The organism is Methylobacterium sp. 190mf, assembly GCF_900107945.1.
Lineage (GTDB): Bacteria > Pseudomonadota > Alphaproteobacteria > Rhizobiales > Beijerinckiaceae > Methylobacterium.
Genome location: NZ_FNVI01000015.1, coordinates 53,987 through 69,462 on the forward strand (window position 1 = coordinate 53,987; position 15,476 = coordinate 69,462).

A 15,476-nucleotide genomic window follows, 5' to 3' on the forward strand; every position below is an offset into this window, starting at 1 on the left:
GAGCGCGGGCGGCGCGACGTGACCCCCCTGTCCCGCACGGGAGAGGGGACCCGCGCCTCGACCGTCCTCCATCGCGATGTCCGCGAATAGAGTACCGACCATGCGCCTGCTCCGCCTCTGGCCCGATGAATCGCATTTTGACTTCATGCGATTCCGGCGCTTCACCTTCCCGCTCTCGGCGGTGCTGTCGCTCGCGACCGTGGCGCTGTTCCTGACGATCGGCCTGAATTTCGGCATCGACTTCAAGGGCGGCACCCTGGTGGAGCTGCAGGCGAAGTCCGGCACCGCGGACGTGGCGTCGATCCGGCACACGGCCGCGGGCTTCGGCTTCGGCGAGCCGGAGGTTCAGGAACTCGGCAACCAGGGCACCGTGCTGGTCCGCCTGCCGCTCCAGCCCGGCGAGCAGGGCCAGACCGCGGTGATGAACAAGGCGCACGCCGCCTTTGACAAGGATTACGATTTCCGCCGCACCGAGACCGTCGGTCCGCGCGTCTCCGGCGAGCTCGTCCAGTCCGGCACGCTCGGCGTCGTGCTCTCCGTCGTGGCGGTGCTGCTCTACCTCTGGTTCCGGTTCGAGCGGGAGCTGGCGCTCGGCGCCATCGTGGGCACCCTCCACGACATCGTGCTGACTGTCGGCGTCTTCATCATCAGCCGGATCGAGTTCAACATGACCTCGATCGCCGCGATCCTGACGATCGTCGGCTACTCGCTGAACGAGACCGTGGTGGTGTTCGACCGGACCCGCGAGCTGATGCGCCGCTACAAGACCATCCCGACCGTCGACCTGCTCAACCTGTCGATCAACTCGACCATGTCGCGCACGGTGATGACGTCGATCTCGTCGGCGCTGTCGCTGCTGGCGCTGGTGCTGTTCGGCGGCGAGGCGATCAAGGGCTTCGCCGTGGTGATGCTCTGCGGCGTTCTGATCTGCACCTACTCGGCGATCTTCGTCTCGACGCCGGTGTTGATCTATCTGGGCCTGATGCTCTCGGGCGCCCGCGCGGCCTCGGAGCGGTCCGGCGTCCCGCAACCGGCGGAGTAGTCCCTTTTCCCAGATGGCCGATCAGCCAAGTCCGAAGAGCTTCGACTCCGGCTTCGTGCCGGGGCGGCACATCATCGACACCTACGGCAACGGTGGCTTCCGCTTCGCCGGGATGTCGCATCGCGGCTCGATCCTGCTGCTGCCCTCCGGGGTCCGCGCCTGGGACGTGACGGAGCCGCGGGCCATCGACCGCACGGCCCTGCGCCCGGTCCAGGCCGAGGCCGGCGGCATCGAGCTGCTGCTCGTCGGGACCGGCCTCGACATCGCGGCGATCGATCCCGCGCTCCGAGGCTGGCTGAAGGATCTCGGCGTCGGCCTCGACGTGATGCAGACCGGCGCCGCCGCCCGGACCTACAACATCCTGGTGGCCGAGAACCGCAAGGTCGCCGCCGCGCTGATCGCGGTGGCCTGATGCCGGAGGTCGACGGCCAGACCGCCGAGACCGGGCTCGCCTTCGCGCAGTCCCACTGCGAGGGCCTCGTGCGGGCCGGCGACCCGGACCGCTACTACGCGACCGTGTTCGCCCCGGCCGCCGCCCGCCCGCACCTCTTCGCCCTCTACGCCTTCTCGTTGACCATCGCGCGGGTGCGCGAGGCCGTCTCGAACCCGATGGCCGGCGAGATCCGCCTGCAATGGTGGCGCGACGCCCTGCAGGGCGAGGCGCGGGGCGACGTGCGCGCCAACCCGGTGGCGGCGGCCCTGGAGGAGGCGATCCGGGCCAACCGCCTCGGGCGCCAGCCCTTCGTCGACCTGATCGACGCCCGCGTCTTCGACCTCTACGAGGACCCGATGCCCCGGGTGAACGACCTGGAGGGCTATTGCGGCGAGACCGCCTCGGCGCTGTTCCGGCTGGCGAGCCTCGTGATCGGCAACGGCACCGAACCGGGCGGCGCGGGCGCGGCCGGGCATGCCGGCGTGGCCTACGGCATCACCGGGCTCCTGCGGGCGCTGCCCTGGCACGCCCGCGCGGGGCAGGTCTACCTGCCGGCCGACATCCTCGGCCGCTACGGCGTCACCCGCGAGGATATCGTGACGGGCCGCGGCGGTCCGGGCCTGCGCCGGGCCTGCGCCGACCTGCGCGCCCTCGCCCGGCAGCACCTCAAGGCCTTCGAGGCGGCGCGCCCGACCATCGCGCCCTCGGCGGGCGCCGCCTTCCTGCCCACGGCCCTGGTGGAGCCCTACCTCGCCGCCATGGAGCGGGCCTCCTACGACCCGCTCAACACGCCCGTCGAGTTGCCGCGCTGGCGCCGGTTGTGGCGGCTGTGGTGGGCGGCGCGGCGGGTGGGGTAGCCGCGGCGTCCTTGCGAGCGGAGCGAGGCAATCCAGCGGCGCCACGCTCACGGAGGGCGCGCGGCCCTGGGTCGCTTCGCTGCGCTCGCGATGACGCAGGGTCGTCAGAGCACCTGCGCCAGGCCCGGCACCAGGGCCGCCAGGCGCACCAGCGCGCCGAGTTCCAGTTCGGCCTCCGGCGTCGCCAGCACCGCCACCCGGCAGCCGCCGTCGCCGCGCAGGCCCGTCACCAGCCGTCCGCCCGGTTCCAGGGCCGCGCGCCAGTGCGATGGGATCGCGGGGACGCTGCCGTGGACGAGGATCCGGTCGAAGCCGCCGTCCGGCAGGTCCGGGGCCAGCCCGTCCGCCCGGACGACATGCACCTCGGACAGGGCCGCGAGCCGCCGCGTCGCCGCCCCGGCCAGCGAGGTGTAGCGCTCCAGGCTGAGCACCGCCCCGGCGCCCAGCTGGGCGAGCAGCGCGGTCACGTAGCCCGAGCCGGTGCCGATCTCCAGGACGCGCTGGCCGGGCTCGAGCCGCAGCTGCGCCAGCATCAGCGCCACCGTCGACGGCGCCGTCATCGAGGCGCCGCACGACAGCGGCAGCGCGATGTCGCGCCGCGCGTGCTCCCGATGCGGCGGCGACGCGAAGGTGTCCCGCGGGACCTGCTCCATGGCCCGCAGCACCGCGGTGTCCCGCAGGCCGCGGCCCCGGAGCGCCATCACGAAGGCCGCGTTGCCGGCAGCCTCCTCCAGGCTGCCCAGATCGATCGACGTCCTTTCGATCACTCGGCGAAGGCCTGCGCGAAGCGCGTCAGCGTCGGCTCGTCGGTGAGGTCGAGGCGCAGGGGCGTCACCGAGATCCGCTTCTCGGCGATGGCCTTGAGATCGGAGCCATGGCCCGGCTCGAACCGGGCCTTGGCGAAGGCCAGCCAGAAATACGGGTTGCCGCGCCCGTCGACACGCGCGTCGATCGACAGCAGCGCCTGGTTGCGGAAGCCCTGCGCCGCCACCGCGACGCCCTGCACGTCGGCCGGCTCGCAGTCCGGGAAGTTCACGTTGATCAGGATGCCGGGCTCGATCCCAGTCTCCAGGATCTTGCGGACGACCTTCGCGCCGTGCGTCCGGGCGCAGTCCCACTTGAGCGCGCCGCGGCCGCCGGCGCCGTAGGCCTGGCTCATGGCGATGGAGCGGATGCCGAGGATCGTCCCCTCCATGGCGGCCGCGATTGTGCCCGAGTAGGTCACGTCCTCGGCGACGTTCTGGCCGCGATTGACCCCCGACAGGACGAGGTCCGGCCCGTGATCGCCCAGGATGTGGCGCACGCCCAGGATCACGCAGTCCGACGGCGTGCCCTTCACGGCGAAGCGCTGCTCCGAGACCTGCCGCAGCCGCAGCGGGTCGTTGAGCGAGAGCGAGTGCGACACGCCGGACTGGTCGCTCTCCGGCGCCACGACCCAGACGTCGTCCGAGAGCTCCCGGGCAATCTCCTCCAGGGTGCTGAGCCCCGGCGCGTGGATGCCGTCGTCGTTGGTGACCAGGATGCGCATCAGCGGGTGCCCTCGATCCGGTTGAGCCCGCCCATGTAGGGGTGGAGCACCGACGGGATCGTGATGCTGCCGTCCGGGTTCTGGTAGTTCTCCATCACGGCGATGAGCGCGCGGCCGACCGCGACGCCCGAGCCGTTGAGCGTGTGGACATAGGCCGGCTTGCCGTCCTTGCCCCGGTAGCGGGCGTTCATCCGCCGCGCCTGGAAGTCGCCGCAGACCGAGCAGGACGAGATCTCGCGGTGGGTGCGCTGGCCCGGCACCCAGACCTCGATGTCGTAGGTTTTCTGGCTGGCGAAGCCCATGTCGCCGGTGCAGAGGGTCATCACCCGGTAGGGCAGGTCGAGCTTCTTCAGCACCGCCTCGGCGCTCGTCAGCATCCGCTCGTGCTCGTTGGCGGATTCCTCCGGCGTCGTGATCGAGACCAGCTCGACCTTGCTGAACTGGTGCTGGCGCAGCATGCCGCGCGTGTCCCGCCCCGCCGCCCCGGCCTCGGCCCGGAAGCAGGGCGTCAGCGCGGTGAAGCGCAGGGGCAGCTCCTCCTCGCGGAGGATCGCCTCGCGAACGAGGTTGGTCAGCGGCACCTCGGCGGTGGGCACGAGCCAGAAATGCTCGTCGCTGACCGGCGCGGAATCCGCGCCCGCCTGCCCCTGCAGCGACCTGACGTAATCGAGGCCTTTGAAGACCGAGAACTGGTCGTCCTCGAACTTCGGCAGCTGCGCGGTGCCGAACATGGCGGCGTCGCGCACCAGCACCGGCGGCGCCACCTCCAGATAGCCGTGCTCCTGCGTGTGCAGGTCGAGCATGAACTGGCCCAGCGCCCGCTCAAGCCGCGCGAGCTGGCCCTTCAGCACCACGAAGCGCGAGCCGGACAGCTTGGCCGCCGCCTCGAAATCCATCAGGCCCGAGGCCTCGCCGAGCTCGAAATGCTCCTTGCCCTCGGTCAGCCGCTCGCGGGTCGCGGCGTGGCTGCGGTAGAGGACGTTGCCGTGCTCGTCCGCGCCCTCGGGGACGTCGGGCTTCGGCCGGTTCGGGATCGCGGCGAGGCGGTCTGCCAGGGTCTTGTCGGCCGCGTCCTGCGCCGCCTTCAGTTCCGGCTCGGCCCCCTTCAGCGCCGCGACCTCGGCCATCAGGGCGGCGGCACGGTCCTCGTCCTTGGCCTTCTTGGCGCCGCCGATCTCCTTGGCCAGCGCGTTGCGCCGCTCCTGGTTGGCCTGCGCGGCCGAGACGGACGATTTCCGCGCCTCGTCGAGGGCGATCAGTTCGGCCGAGAGCGGCGCGAGGCCCCGGCGCTGGAGGTCGCGGTCGAAGGCGTCCGGGTTCTCCCGGATGGCGCGGATGTCGTGCATCGAGTCGGCTCGGGTCTTCTGCGCGGCGTCGAGCGCGCGGGTCCCGCTTTGCCGCATCGCGTCCGGTGGGACAAGCGCGCGGGAGTGTCCGAGCCGGCCGTCAGCCCTTCGGCGGCGCGAGCTTCAGCTGGTCGATCGCCCAGAGCCACGTGCCGTCCGCCTGCTCGCGGGCGACCTCCACCGAGAACGCGCCGTTGGGCAGCCGCGCGAAGGTCATGGCCAGCGCGCCGTTGCGCAGCGGCGGCGGCGTTTCCGGCGCCGGGAAATCGGATTTGCGCGCCAGCAGGTCGGCGTAGAAGGTCCGGATCTCCGCGTGGCCCGTGGCGACGACGCGGCCCGCCGCCAGCACCGCGTCAGGCTCGTAGAGGGCGACGAGGCCCTCGACGTCGCCGGCATTGGCGCGCTGATTGAACAGGGCGGCGAGCGCCTCGGGCGCGCGGGCGGGCTCTCGCGTCTGGTCCGTCATGGCGTCTCCTCACTCCGGGCATTGCGGCCATCGCGGCCATCGCGGCCGTTCGGTGCTGCGGAAATGCGCCGGGCGGCCGATCTTTCCCCGACGCGCGTCATTTCAGGCGCGTGCCGTGGCGGTCGGCCACCGACACGGCGACCGGGATCCCGGCCTTCACGCTCTCCGAGACGGTGCAGAACCGCTCGAACTGCTCCAGCACCCGGTCGATCCGCGGCATGTCGGCGGCGGCGGCCCCGAGCTGGATGTGGACGCCGATCCCGGTGACGCGCAGCCGCCCCTCGGCGTTGCGCTCCACCCGGCACGACGCCTCGGCCGCGACGCCGCGCGCGTCCTGGCGGAACTTGCCCAGGGCGAAGACGAGGCTGGCGCAGAGGCAGTTCGCGACCCCGGAGATCAGGAGTTGCTCGGGGAACGGCCCGGTCCCGCCGCCGATCGGGGGCGCCTCGTCGGTGCGCAGCGCCGGCAGGGCCGCGCTGAAATCGACCGTGAAGACGTAATCCGCGACCTGGGTGATCCGGATCGTCGGTTCCGCTTCCATCGATGCTCCCCGGAGGACGTTTCGGCGCGACCAGCCGGGTATACCAACGCCCGATCCCGGTTCGCGTTCGGGAGGACCGCGCCATGCGTCCGGACACGGATGATTTCCCCGGTTCTTCCCCGTAGAACCGGCCGCCTGACCGACCCGCACGCGAACCCCCCGATCCGATGACGAGCCCCGCGACCCTCGACACCCTGATGCCGCTCCTGGAGCGCATCGCCACCGCGCTGGAGCGGGCCGCGCCCGCAATCCCGCCGGCCTTCGACCCGAGCGCCGCCGACGCGTTCCTATGGGGGCCCGAGCGCCGGCTGACCCCGGTGCCGCAGGTGGCGCGGGTAGAGATGGGGCTCCTCACCGGCATCGACCGGGCGCGCGACACCCTGGTGGAGAACACCGAGCGCTTCGCCCGCGGCCTGCCGGCCAACAACGCCTTGCTGTGGGGCGCCCGCGGCATGGGCAAGTCCTCGCTGGTCAAGGCGGCCCACGCCGAGATCAACGCCCGCCGGCCTTCCGGCAGCCTGCCGATGAAGCTCGTCGAGATCCACCGGGAGGACATCGAGGCGCTGCCCGACCTGATGGCCCTGCTGCGGCCGGACCCGCACCGCTGGCTCGTCTACTGCGACGACCTCTCCTTCGACGCCGACGATACCTCGTACAAGTCGCTCAAGACGGCGCTCGACGGCGGCATCGAGGGGCGGCCGGGGAACGTGCTGTTCTACGCCACATCGAACCGCCGCCACCTGCTCGCCCGCGACATGGTGGAGAACGAGCGCTCGACCGCGATCAACCCCGGCGAGGCGGTGGAGGAGAAGGTCTCGCTCTCGGACCGGTTCGGCCTCTGGCTCGGCTTCCACAAGTGCAGCCAGGACGAGTACCTGGCGATGATCCGCGCCTACGCCGACCGCTACGGCCTCGCCGTGGCGCCGGAGCAGCTGCGCGCCGAATCCCTGGAATGGGCCACCACCCGCGGCTCGCGCTCGGGCCGGACCGCGTTCCAGTTCATCCAGGACCTGGCCGGGCGGCTCGGCAAGACGCTGGACTGAGGGGCGGCGCCGGATCGTTGCCGTGATCCGCGTAATGGTTGATGGCGTCGGCCGCGCCGTCTTTGCGAGCGGAGCGAAGCAATCCAGGCAGCGCCACGCCTGGCAATGTCGCGCTGCCCTGGGTCGCTTCGCTCCGCTCGTGATGACAGAGGGCGCGCTAGCGCCCGCTCGACCCGAACCCGCCCGCGCCCCGCTCCGAGCCGGGGCCGGGCGCGCCCTCCAGCACAGTCAGCGCCGGCCGCGTGATCCGCGTGAAGACGAGCTGCGCGATCCGCTCGCCCGGCTCGATCCGCACGGGCTCGGATGCGTCGCGATTCCAGGCGGAGACCAGCAGCGGACCCTCGTAATCCGCGTCGATCACACCGGTGCCGTTGCCGAGCACCAGTCCGTCCCGGTGTCCGCGGCCCGAGCGCGGGAAGATCAGCCCGCACCAGGCGGGATCGCGGATCAGCACGCTGACCCCCGCCGGGATCAGGACCGCCTTCCCCTGAGGCTGCAACTCCAGGGGCGCGTCGAGGCAGGCGTGCAGGTCGAGGCCGGCCGCGGCCGACGAACCCCAGCGCGGGAAGCCCCAGCCCGGCAGGCGCGGGTCGAGCAGCCGCAGCCCGACCTCCGGCAGGTCGCTCACGCGGTCATCCGCGCGATCGCCTCGGCCATGGCGAGCGTCCGCCGGGCGGCCTCGATGTGGAGGCGCTCGACCATCTTGCCGTCCACCGCGATGACCCCGCGCTCGCGGTTCTCCGGCGCGTCGAACACGTCCATCAGCCGGCGGGCCTGCGCGATCTCCTCGGCATCCGGCCCGAAGGCGGCGTTGGCCGGGCCGATCTGGCTCGGGTGGATCAGCATCTTGCCGTCGAAGCCGAGGTCGCGGCCCTGCGCGCACTCGGCCTCGAACCCGGTCGCGTCCTCGAGGTCGGTGAACACGCCGTCGATCGCCTCGATCTCGTAGGCCCGGGCGGCAGCCAGGACGTTCATCAGCCAGGGCAGCAGGGCGGCCCGCCCCGGCGGCCGGATCCGCGACGCCTTCAGCAGGTCGTTCGGGCCGATCACCAGGGCGCCGAGCCGGCCGTCCACGTCCCGGGCCGCGCCCGCGATCTCGGCGGCGTTCACCACCGCCATCGGCGTCTCGATCATCGCCCAGACCCGCGTCGCCAGGGGCGCGCCGAGGCGGCGCAGGCGGGAGCCCACGGCGATCAGCGCGTCGGAGGTCCGGACCTTCGGCACTAGGATCGCGTCCGGGGCGGCCGGCGCGAGCGCCACGAGGTCGGCCTCGCCGTCCTCGGTCTCCGGCGGGTTGATGCGGACCACGACCTCGCGCGGGCCGAAGCCCCGCGCGGCGACCGCGGTGGCGACCTGGGCGCGGGCCGCCGCCTTCGCGGCGGGGGCGGTGCCGTCCTCGAGGTCGATCAGGATCACGTCGGCGGGGAGCGACCGCGCCTTCTCCAGCGCCCGGGCGTTGGAGCCCGGCATCGCCAGCACGCTGCGACGGGGACGGATCTCGCTCATCACGCTTCTCCCGGGCCGGCGGCGCCCTCGGCGACGCGGATAGCTTTCCGCGCGCATCCCGGCAAGAACGCGGGCCGGAACGGCGGCCGCACGCACCGCGGCGGGGGAATGGCATGGCGCGCTGGATCGCGGGACTGGACGGCTGCCGCGGCGCCTGGGCGGGCGCGCTCCTCGACCTCGACGACCCCGACCGGCACCGCTGCGCCCTGTTCCCCGACGTCGCCGCGCTCCTCGACGCGCCGGAGCGGCCCGGCATCGTCGGGATCGACGTGCCGATCGGGCTGCCCGACCGGATCACCGGCGGCGGCCGCGGCGCCGACCGGGCCGCGCGCGCCCGGCTCGGGCCGGCGCGGGCCTCGGTGTTCCCGATGCCGCCGCGGAGCGCGGTCTACGCCCCCGACTACGCCGCCGCGAAGGCCGCCTCGCGGGCCGCGAGCGACCCGCCCTTCGCGCCGTCGATCCAGGGCTACAACATCTTCCGCTACGTCCGCGCGGTCGACACGCTCCTGCGGGAGCGCCCGGAGGCGCGCGCGCGGGTCCACGAGGTCCATCCCGAGGTGGCCTTCCACGCCCTCAACGGCGGCCGGCCGCTCGGCTTGCCCAAGAAGGGCAGGCGCGCCCGCGAGGGGCTGGACCTCCGGCGGGCGCTCCTCGCAGCGGCGGGCCTGCCGGACGCGCTGATCGGGTCCCGGGTCAAGGGCGTTCCGGAGGACGACCATCTCGACGCGCTGGCCGCCCTCGTGGTGGCCCGCGACATAAGCCTCGGACAGGCCGTGCCGCTGCCGGATCCGCCCGAGCGCGACGCCTTCCGGCTCCCCGTCGTGATCTGGGCACCGGCGCCCCGCCCGCCGTCCTGAACCGGCGCCCCGCACCTCCGCCGGGCGCGTCGGCGACCGCAACGTGCTGTTTTGCACGCAGGCGCGCGCGCGGCCGGTGTCCGTCCCCGACGCGCGCTCTAGCTCTGGCTGCATGAGCGCCGCGAACCCCCTGCCCGTCCGACACATCGCCCGCGCGATCGTCCTCGATCCGCGGGACCGGATCCTGCTCATCGCCTACACGTCGGTCCACGCGAGGGGGCCGGACGGGGCGCCGCTCCGGTTCTGGTTCATGCCCGGCGGCGGCCTTGAGCCCGGCGAGGACCACGTCACCGCCTGCCGGCGGGAACTCGAGGAGGAGATCGGCCGGGGCGACGCCGCGATCGGCCCGCAGGTCGCGGCCTGCGACGGCCCGTTCCACCTGTTCCGTCAGGCACGGGACGCCCGGGAGCGCTACTTCCTCGTCCGCCTGCCCGACGACCGGGTCGACACGAGCCGGCTCGCCGAGACCGAGGACAACCCGCTGATCGGGACGCGCTGGTGGCCGCTCGACGAGTTGCGCGCTAGCGGTGAGCACGTCGAGCCGGCCGGTCTCGCGGATCTGGCGTCGGACCTCGCGCGCGGGACTATTCCGGCCCAGCCGCGCGTTCTTGCTTGGCGAGGACTTTGATTTCACTCCCGCTGTCGCGGATTTGTCTAACTGGAGACGACTTTATGTTCCCCGTCTACCTGACCGAAGGCTACCGGTCCTTCCTCCTCGACCGCTTCCCGACCGAGCGTCGGCGCTTCGCGCAGCTCGCCTCGACGCAGAATCCGGAGATCCTTGTCATCAGCTGCTGCGACAGCCGGGTCTCGCCCAGCGCGATCTTCAATGCCGGCCCGGGCGAGCTGTTCACGATCCGCAACGTCGCCAACCTCGTGCCGGTCTACCAGCCGGACGGCCAGTATCACGGCACCTCGGCGGCCCTGGAATTCGCCGTCCAGGCCCTGGAGGTGAAGCACATCGTCGTCCTCGGGCATGCCACCTGCGGCGGCATCAAGGCCTGGGCCAACAAGGCGAAGCCGCTCTCGCCCGGCGACTTCATCGGCAAGTGGGTCTCGCTCGTGGGTCAGGCCGAGGACAAGGCCGGCGATCCCGCCGCGCCGAACTACCTGACCAAGCTGGAACATGCCGTGGTCGTCCAGAGCATGGAGAACCTGCTGACCTTCCCGTTCGTGAAGGAGCGGGTCGACGACGGCCGCCTCGAGATCCACGGCGCGCATTTCGGCGTGGCCAGCGGCTCCCTGCTGGTGCGCGATCCGCAGTCCGGCGAGTTCAAGCCGCCGATCGACACGACCGGCCAGTCGGTCCGTTCCGTCGCCGCCATCGCGTGCGAGTGAGCGCACGGCGCGGGCGCTGAGATTCGGGACCGGTCGGCCGGTCCCGGATCCGATGATGCTGGGACGCGCCGGCGCGGCGCGTCCGCGAAGGTCGTTCGCCGCGGTCGGCCGGCGATCATCCTGGCTCGAACAGCCATCGACATGAGAAAGGCGGCGGGCTCGCGCCCGCCGCCTTCTCGTTCGGCCCGGCCGAGGCCGGGCCGTCGAAGTCCGTGCCGCTTACATGGCGCCCGGGAGACGCTCGGCCTGCTGCAGGTGCATCTGCAGGGCCGGCAGGGCCTGCTGGGCGTAGTTGCGCAGGGCCGGGTTCGGGCCGCCCTGAGCGTAGGCCTGGGTCATCGCGATGGTCATCTGATGGGCCTGGATCTGCTGCGACGCGTACAGGCGGTCGAAGCGGGCGCCGGCCGGGGCGGCCGAGAGCTGGGCCAGCATCGCCTGCTGCTCCGGGTTCGGCGGAACGATCGTCGAGGCGCCGGTCGCCATCACGTCGCCGCGGCCGATCTGGCCACCCGCGGCGGCGCCGCGCGCCGCGCCGGCACCCGCGCCCTCGAGGCCGCCGACCGGGCCGCCCGCCAGGGTGCCGCCGACCACGCCGGTCGCCGCGCCGACGCCGGCGCCCACGGCGCTGCCCGCCACCGCGATCGGGGCGGTGACCAGGCCACCGAGGCCCGGATCGCCGGCGACGCCGTTCATCTGGCCGCCGGCCAGGGCGACGTTGGCGGCGCGGTGGTCACGGAGCACCTCCTGGGCGTAGGAGCGGATGCGCGGGTTGCGCGACTTGGACAGGGCGATCTGCGAGGACTGGATCTCGAAGGCGTTCGCCTGCATCGACTGCATGCGGAAGTCGTTGGCGCTCTGGGCCATGGCCGGGGTCGACAGCGCCAGGACGAGCGCGGACGCGGCAGCGTAGTTCTTCAGCATCGGGACCTCTGTTCGAGATGGGCACGCGAACCGCGGAAGGACGCCGCATGTGCAGCACGGACGCCTCGGCAGACGACGTCGCAGGCAACTCGGAGCCGGCGGGTTCGCGAATTGGTCCGTCAACGAGGCTATCGGCTTATGGTTCCTGCCGTTTTCGCATCGGACAATACGGTTCCCGAGCGGATCTAATCCGGCGCGCGTGCCCTCTCGGTGGATCCCGCAGGATGCCGATCGCGCTCGTCCGGGACGGTGGCCTCGGCGGGTGGGTCCTTCCGGCCGCACCTCCGGGCAGGGCTCGAAGCGCGACGCGCGCGGGCAGCCCGTGATCGTCGTCGCCGTCCAGATCCTCCGCGCCGCCGCCGCCCTCATGGTGGCATGGCATCACGCGCGGCACGAGGCGGGCCTCCTCGCTGACCGGGGCGCCGGCCCGGCGCTCGATCCCGCGACGCTGCTGCCCTGGTGGGGCGGAGTCGACCTGTTCTTCGTGATCTCCGGCTTCGTCATCGTCCATGCCGGCGGCCGGCTCGCGGGCCGGTCGGGCGGCCGCGCCCGCTTCCTCGCCCACCGGGTCGCCCGGGTGGTGCCCCTCTACTGGCTGGTGAGCCTGCTCTACCTCGTCCTGGCGCTCGCGCGGCCGGACCTTCTGGGCGAGGCCGCCGCGCTGGTGCGCGACCCGGTCGCCCTCGCGGCGAGCTTCCTGTTCTGGCCGGCGGCCCGCCCCGACGGCACCGTCCAGCCGCTCTACGGCCTCGGCTGGACCCTGAACTACGAGGCGGCCTTCTACGCACTCTTCGCCGCGGGTCTCGGCTTCGGGCGGCGCGGCGCCGTCGCGTGGCTGTGCGGGAGCTTGGCCGTCCTCGTGGCGGTCGGCGCCCTCGTGCCGGGCCTGCCGGTGCCGCTGCGCTTCTGGTCGGATCCGATCGTACTCGAATTCGCCGCCGGCGCCGGTCTCGCCCTCGCCTGGGGCGCGGGGTTCCGGCCGGCCCTCCCCCTGCGGGTCGGGCTCGCGGTGCTGGGCGTGCTGGGGCTGATCCTGGCCGCGCGGGTGCTCGCGGGTCTCGGCGAGGCCGACGGGTTCCTGCGCCCGCTCCTCGTCGGCGGGCCGGCCGTCCTGCTGGTGGCGGCCGCCCTCGGGCCACCCCGCGACGCGGCCGCGGTCGCGCGGCTGCCGTCCCCCGTGCGCGGGCTCGTCGCGCTCGGCGACGCGTCCTACGCCCTCTACCTCGTGCACCCGTTCGCGCTGCGCCTCGTGCGCGAGGCGCTGCTCCGGCTCGGCCTTGCCCCCGCCCTGCATCCCTGGGCCGGCATGGCGCTGATGCTCGCGGGCAGCGCCGCGGCCGCGCTCGTGGTCCACCGCCTCGTCGAGCGGCCCCTGACCCGGGCCCTCCGGAGGCGGCTCGATCCGGGCGCGCCGCAAAACCGTGTGCGCGCCGTGCCGGCCCCGGTTCCACCGCGCGGCCGGGAGGATTAGCCTCGCCTGCCCGAGGAGAAGGCCAGCATGAAGACCCTGCTCGTTCCCGTCGCGATGCACGACGCCCTGCCCTCCGTCTTCGAGACGACCCGGCTGGCGGCCACGCGCTTCGGCAGTCTGATCGAGGGCGTGTCTCTGCGCCCGGCGCTGGCCGAGTACGTGCCGGTCGACATGGTCGGCGGCATGACGTGGCTGCGCGACGAGGAGGCCGACCGGGCCGAGGCCGAGGAGGCGGGCGGCCGCTTCGTGGCCTTCATGGACGGCGCCGGCATCCCGCGGCACGCCCGCGACGGGCTCTGCATACCGGACCGGGTGCCGGATGCCGGACCGCGCTACCGCTGGCGACAGGACGTCCCCACCGGCGACGCGTTCCTCGGGCAGTACGCGCGGCTGTTCTCGGCAACGGTGGTCGGGCGTCCCGGCACCACCGACAACGCCCCGCGCATGACCACGTTCGAGACGGCCCTGTTCGAGAGCGGCCGCCCGATCCTGCTGGCGCCGCCTACGGCACCGGCCAGCCTCGGTGACGCCGTGGTCATCGCCTGGAACGGGTCGACCGAGACCGCCCGGGCGGTGGCTTTCGCGATGCCGTTCCTGCGGCGGGCCGAGCGGGTGCTCGTGCTCAGCGTCGAGGGCGGCATGGTGCCGGGCCCGACCGCGCAGGATCTCGCCCAGGCCCTGGCCTGCGAGGGTGTGGACGCGTCGCACCGGGCCCTGCCGGCCGGCCGGCGCGTGCCCGGCGAGACCTTTCTGGCGGAGGCGAAGGCGTTCGGCTGCGATCTTCTCATCAAGGGCGCCTACACCCAGAGCCGCCTGCGCCAGATGATCTTCGGCGGCGTCACCAGCCACGTTCTCGCCCACGCCGACATGCCGGTGCTGATGGCGCATTGAGCGCTCCGCGAGCCCGGCCGACGGATTGCGGCACCGCATGTCCTTCGGCGCCGGGAACCCTGCCCGGTGACCAGCGTTCGGGTCCCGCGGCCGGACGGCACGCCCATTGTCCACACGCTCGGAAAGGAGCCCCGTGAAGAGCCCCGTCAGACGTCTCTTCCTCGCCGGCCTTCTGGCGATCGCGACCATCCCCGCCGCACGCGCTGAGCCGGCGACCGTCCGGTTCCGCGGCACCGTGGTCCAGGCCGATTCGGAGCGCGTGGAGATCCGCCGCACCAGCGGCAGCACCCTGGCCGTGCGGATGGGCCCCCGGACCCGCATCTACGCGGTGAACGGCGCCAGCCTGCGGGCGATCAAGCCGGAGAGCTACGTCAGCGTCCTCGGTGCGTCCGATTCCGAGCCGCGGCAGGCGACCGCCGTGACCCTGTACTCTCCGTCCGAGCGCGGGTTCGAGGCCGGCAGCCAGACCTGGGACACCGCGCAGGGCGCGCGCCTCACCGCCGGCTGGGTGGCCGACGTGCAGCGGGGCGCGCCGATGCGTCTGACCCTCGCCTATAACGGCGGCCAATCGTCCTTCGCGATCCCCGACGACACGCCGGTGACGCAGTTCTCGCCTGGTGAGAAGGCGATGCTCCAGCGGGGCGCCGCCGTGACGATCTTCGCGCGCCCGGACGAGGACGGCGGGCTGATGGCGGGGACGATCGCGGTGGGCCGCCAGGGCGTCGTGCCGGGTCTCTGAGCCGATCGGGCCGCTGCGTCACCGACGGCGCAGCAAACCCGCGCGCCGACGCGGAAGCTGCGCTACACCGGTCGGCGATGACCGAGCCCGCCTTCACCCTCGACCCGCGCCTGTCGGCTGACACCGCCGAAGTGGGCGACCTCGCCCTGTGCCGCGTGCTGCTGATGGACGATGCCCGGTTCCCGTGGCTGATCCTAGTGCCGCGCCGCCCGAACCTCACCGAGATCACCGACCTCTCCGAGACCGATGCCGCGGCGCTCTGGAAGGAGATCCGCCTCACCACGGGGGTGATGCAGGCCCTATCCAAGCCCGACAAGGTGAATGTCGGCGCCCTGGGCAACGTGGTGTCGCAGCTCCACGTCCACGTGGTCGGCCGCTTCCGGTCGGATCCCGCCTGGCCGGGGCCGGTCTGGGGGTTCGAGACCCGCAAGCCCTACCCGCCCCACGCCCGCGCCCAGCTCCTCGAGCGCGCCGGCGCCCTCTTCTCCGCGGCCTGA

Annotated in this window: 19 protein-coding genes; 11 read left to right on the forward strand and 8 right to left on the reverse strand. The window is 73.0% G+C overall.

The annotated features are described in order from the left end of the window. The first annotated feature begins 100 nt into the window (after positions 1–100). Genes secF through C4T42_RS18485 form a run of 3 tightly spaced genes read left to right on the forward strand, consistent with a single transcriptional unit; the run spans position 101 to position 2,332 of the window. Positions 101–1,042, forward strand: coding sequence for a protein translocase subunit SecF (gene secF / locus C4T42_RS18475; RefSeq protein WP_012319245.1), 942 nt, complete (start codon positions 101–103; stop codon positions 1,040–1,042). Between the two features lie 13 nt (positions 1,043–1,055). Further along, entirely contained in the window at positions 1,056–1,454 is a 399-nt protein-coding gene (locus tag C4T42_RS18480) for an MTH938/NDUFAF3 family protein (protein ID WP_103985594.1), read from the forward strand. Beyond that, positions 1,454–2,332 carry a phytoene/squalene synthase family protein gene (locus C4T42_RS18485; protein ID WP_103985595.1) on the forward strand — a complete coding sequence of 293 codons (879 nt, stop codon included), beginning with the start codon at positions 1,454–1,456 and terminating at the stop codon, positions 2,330–2,332. Before C4T42_RS18480 ends, C4T42_RS18485 begins: the two co-directional genes overlap by 1 nt. 104 nt (positions 2,333–2,436) lie before the next feature. Here the strand turns inward: C4T42_RS18485 and C4T42_RS18490 are convergent, their stop codons facing one another. The 5 genes from C4T42_RS18490 to C4T42_RS18510 all read right to left on the reverse strand — a co-directional run bounded on the left by C4T42_RS18490 (position 2,437) and on the right by C4T42_RS18510 (position 6,213). After that, on the reverse strand, positions 2,437–3,033 hold the full coding sequence (locus C4T42_RS18490) for a methyltransferase domain-containing protein (RefSeq protein WP_103985618.1): 597 nt from the start codon (positions 3,031–3,033) through the stop codon (positions 2,437–2,439). Between the two features lie 62 nt (positions 3,034–3,095). Beyond that, positions 3,096–3,860, reverse strand: coding sequence for a 5'/3'-nucleotidase SurE (gene surE, locus C4T42_RS18495; RefSeq protein ID WP_103985596.1), 765 nt, complete (start codon positions 3,858–3,860; stop codon positions 3,096–3,098). Continuing rightward, positions 3,860–5,206, reverse strand: coding sequence for a serine--tRNA ligase (gene serS, locus C4T42_RS18500; RefSeq protein WP_103985619.1), 1,347 nt, complete (start codon positions 5,204–5,206; stop codon positions 3,860–3,862). Before serS ends, surE begins: the two co-directional genes overlap by 1 nt. Positions 5,207–5,306: 100 nt before the next feature. Beyond that, complete coding sequence (locus tag C4T42_RS18505; protein ID WP_056533936.1) at positions 5,307–5,672, reverse strand: nuclear transport factor 2 family protein; 366 nt, start codon at positions 5,670–5,672, stop codon at positions 5,307–5,309. Between the two features lie 97 nt (positions 5,673–5,769). Then, positions 5,770–6,213: an OsmC family protein gene (locus C4T42_RS18510; RefSeq protein WP_056533937.1), complete on the reverse strand. Its 444-nt coding sequence runs from the start codon at positions 6,211–6,213 to the stop codon at positions 5,770–5,772. A 167-nt stretch (positions 6,214–6,380) separates the two neighbouring features. Between C4T42_RS18510 and C4T42_RS18515 the strand changes: the two genes are divergently transcribed. Next, positions 6,381–7,256 carry an ATP-binding protein gene (locus tag C4T42_RS18515; protein WP_103985597.1) on the forward strand — a complete coding sequence of 292 codons (876 nt, stop codon included), beginning with the start codon at positions 6,381–6,383 and terminating at the stop codon, positions 7,254–7,256. A 157-nt stretch (positions 7,257–7,413) separates the two neighbouring features. On the opposite strand, the gene dut is transcribed toward C4T42_RS18515, so the two are convergent. Then, positions 7,414–7,884 carry a dUTP diphosphatase gene (gene dut / locus C4T42_RS18520; protein WP_020094197.1) on the reverse strand — a complete coding sequence of 157 codons (471 nt, stop codon included), beginning with the start codon at positions 7,882–7,884 and terminating at the stop codon, positions 7,414–7,416. Next, the gene (locus C4T42_RS18525; protein WP_020094196.1) at positions 7,881–8,762 is read right to left on the reverse strand and encodes a CoA ester lyase; all 882 of its coding nucleotides are present in this window, start codon (positions 8,760–8,762) and stop codon (positions 7,881–7,883) included. Before C4T42_RS18525 ends, dut begins: the two co-directional genes overlap by 4 nt. Before the next feature lie 113 nt (positions 8,763–8,875). Here C4T42_RS18525 and C4T42_RS18530 point away from each other — a divergent pair, with 113 nt between their 5' ends. The 3 genes from C4T42_RS18530 (at position 8,876) to C4T42_RS18540 (ending at position 10,957) form a co-directional block, all read left to right on the forward strand. Then, positions 8,876–9,619: a DUF429 domain-containing protein gene (locus C4T42_RS18530; protein ID WP_020094195.1), complete on the forward strand. Its 744-nt coding sequence runs from the start codon at positions 8,876–8,878 to the stop codon at positions 9,617–9,619. A 112-nt stretch (positions 9,620–9,731) separates the two neighbouring features. Continuing rightward, on the forward strand, positions 9,732–10,247 hold the full coding sequence (locus C4T42_RS18535) for an NUDIX domain-containing protein (RefSeq protein ID WP_020094194.1): 516 nt from the start codon (positions 9,732–9,734) through the stop codon (positions 10,245–10,247). A 44-nt stretch (positions 10,248–10,291) separates the two neighbouring features. After that, on the forward strand, positions 10,292–10,957 hold the full coding sequence (locus tag C4T42_RS18540; RefSeq protein WP_020094193.1) for a carbonic anhydrase: 666 nt from the start codon (positions 10,292–10,294) through the stop codon (positions 10,955–10,957). 219 nt (positions 10,958–11,176) lie between these two features. On the opposite strand, the gene C4T42_RS18545 is transcribed toward C4T42_RS18540, so the two are convergent. Then, complete coding sequence (locus tag C4T42_RS18545; RefSeq protein WP_020094192.1) at positions 11,177–11,878, reverse strand: DUF4142 domain-containing protein; 702 nt, start codon at positions 11,876–11,878, stop codon at positions 11,177–11,179. A gap of 262 nt (positions 11,879–12,140) precedes the next feature. Here C4T42_RS18545 and C4T42_RS18550 point away from each other — a divergent pair, with 262 nt between their 5' ends. The 4 genes from C4T42_RS18550 (at position 12,141) to C4T42_RS18565 (ending at position 15,476) form a co-directional block, all read left to right on the forward strand. Beyond that, on the forward strand, positions 12,141–13,349 hold the full coding sequence (locus C4T42_RS18550) for an acyltransferase (RefSeq protein WP_020094191.1): 1,209 nt from the start codon (positions 12,141–12,143) through the stop codon (positions 13,347–13,349). A 27-nt stretch (positions 13,350–13,376) separates the two neighbouring features. Then, entirely contained in the window at positions 13,377–14,240 is an 864-nt protein-coding gene (locus C4T42_RS18555; RefSeq protein ID WP_020094190.1) for a universal stress protein, read from the forward strand. A 133-nt stretch (positions 14,241–14,373) separates the two neighbouring features. Next, the gene (locus C4T42_RS18560) at positions 14,374–14,979 is read left to right on the forward strand and encodes a hypothetical protein (protein WP_020094189.1); all 606 of its coding nucleotides are present in this window, start codon (positions 14,374–14,376) and stop codon (positions 14,977–14,979) included. A gap of 77 nt (positions 14,980–15,056) precedes the next feature. Further along, the gene (locus tag C4T42_RS18565; protein WP_020094188.1) at positions 15,057–15,476 is read left to right on the forward strand and encodes an HIT family protein; all 420 of its coding nucleotides are present in this window, start codon (positions 15,057–15,059) and stop codon (positions 15,474–15,476) included.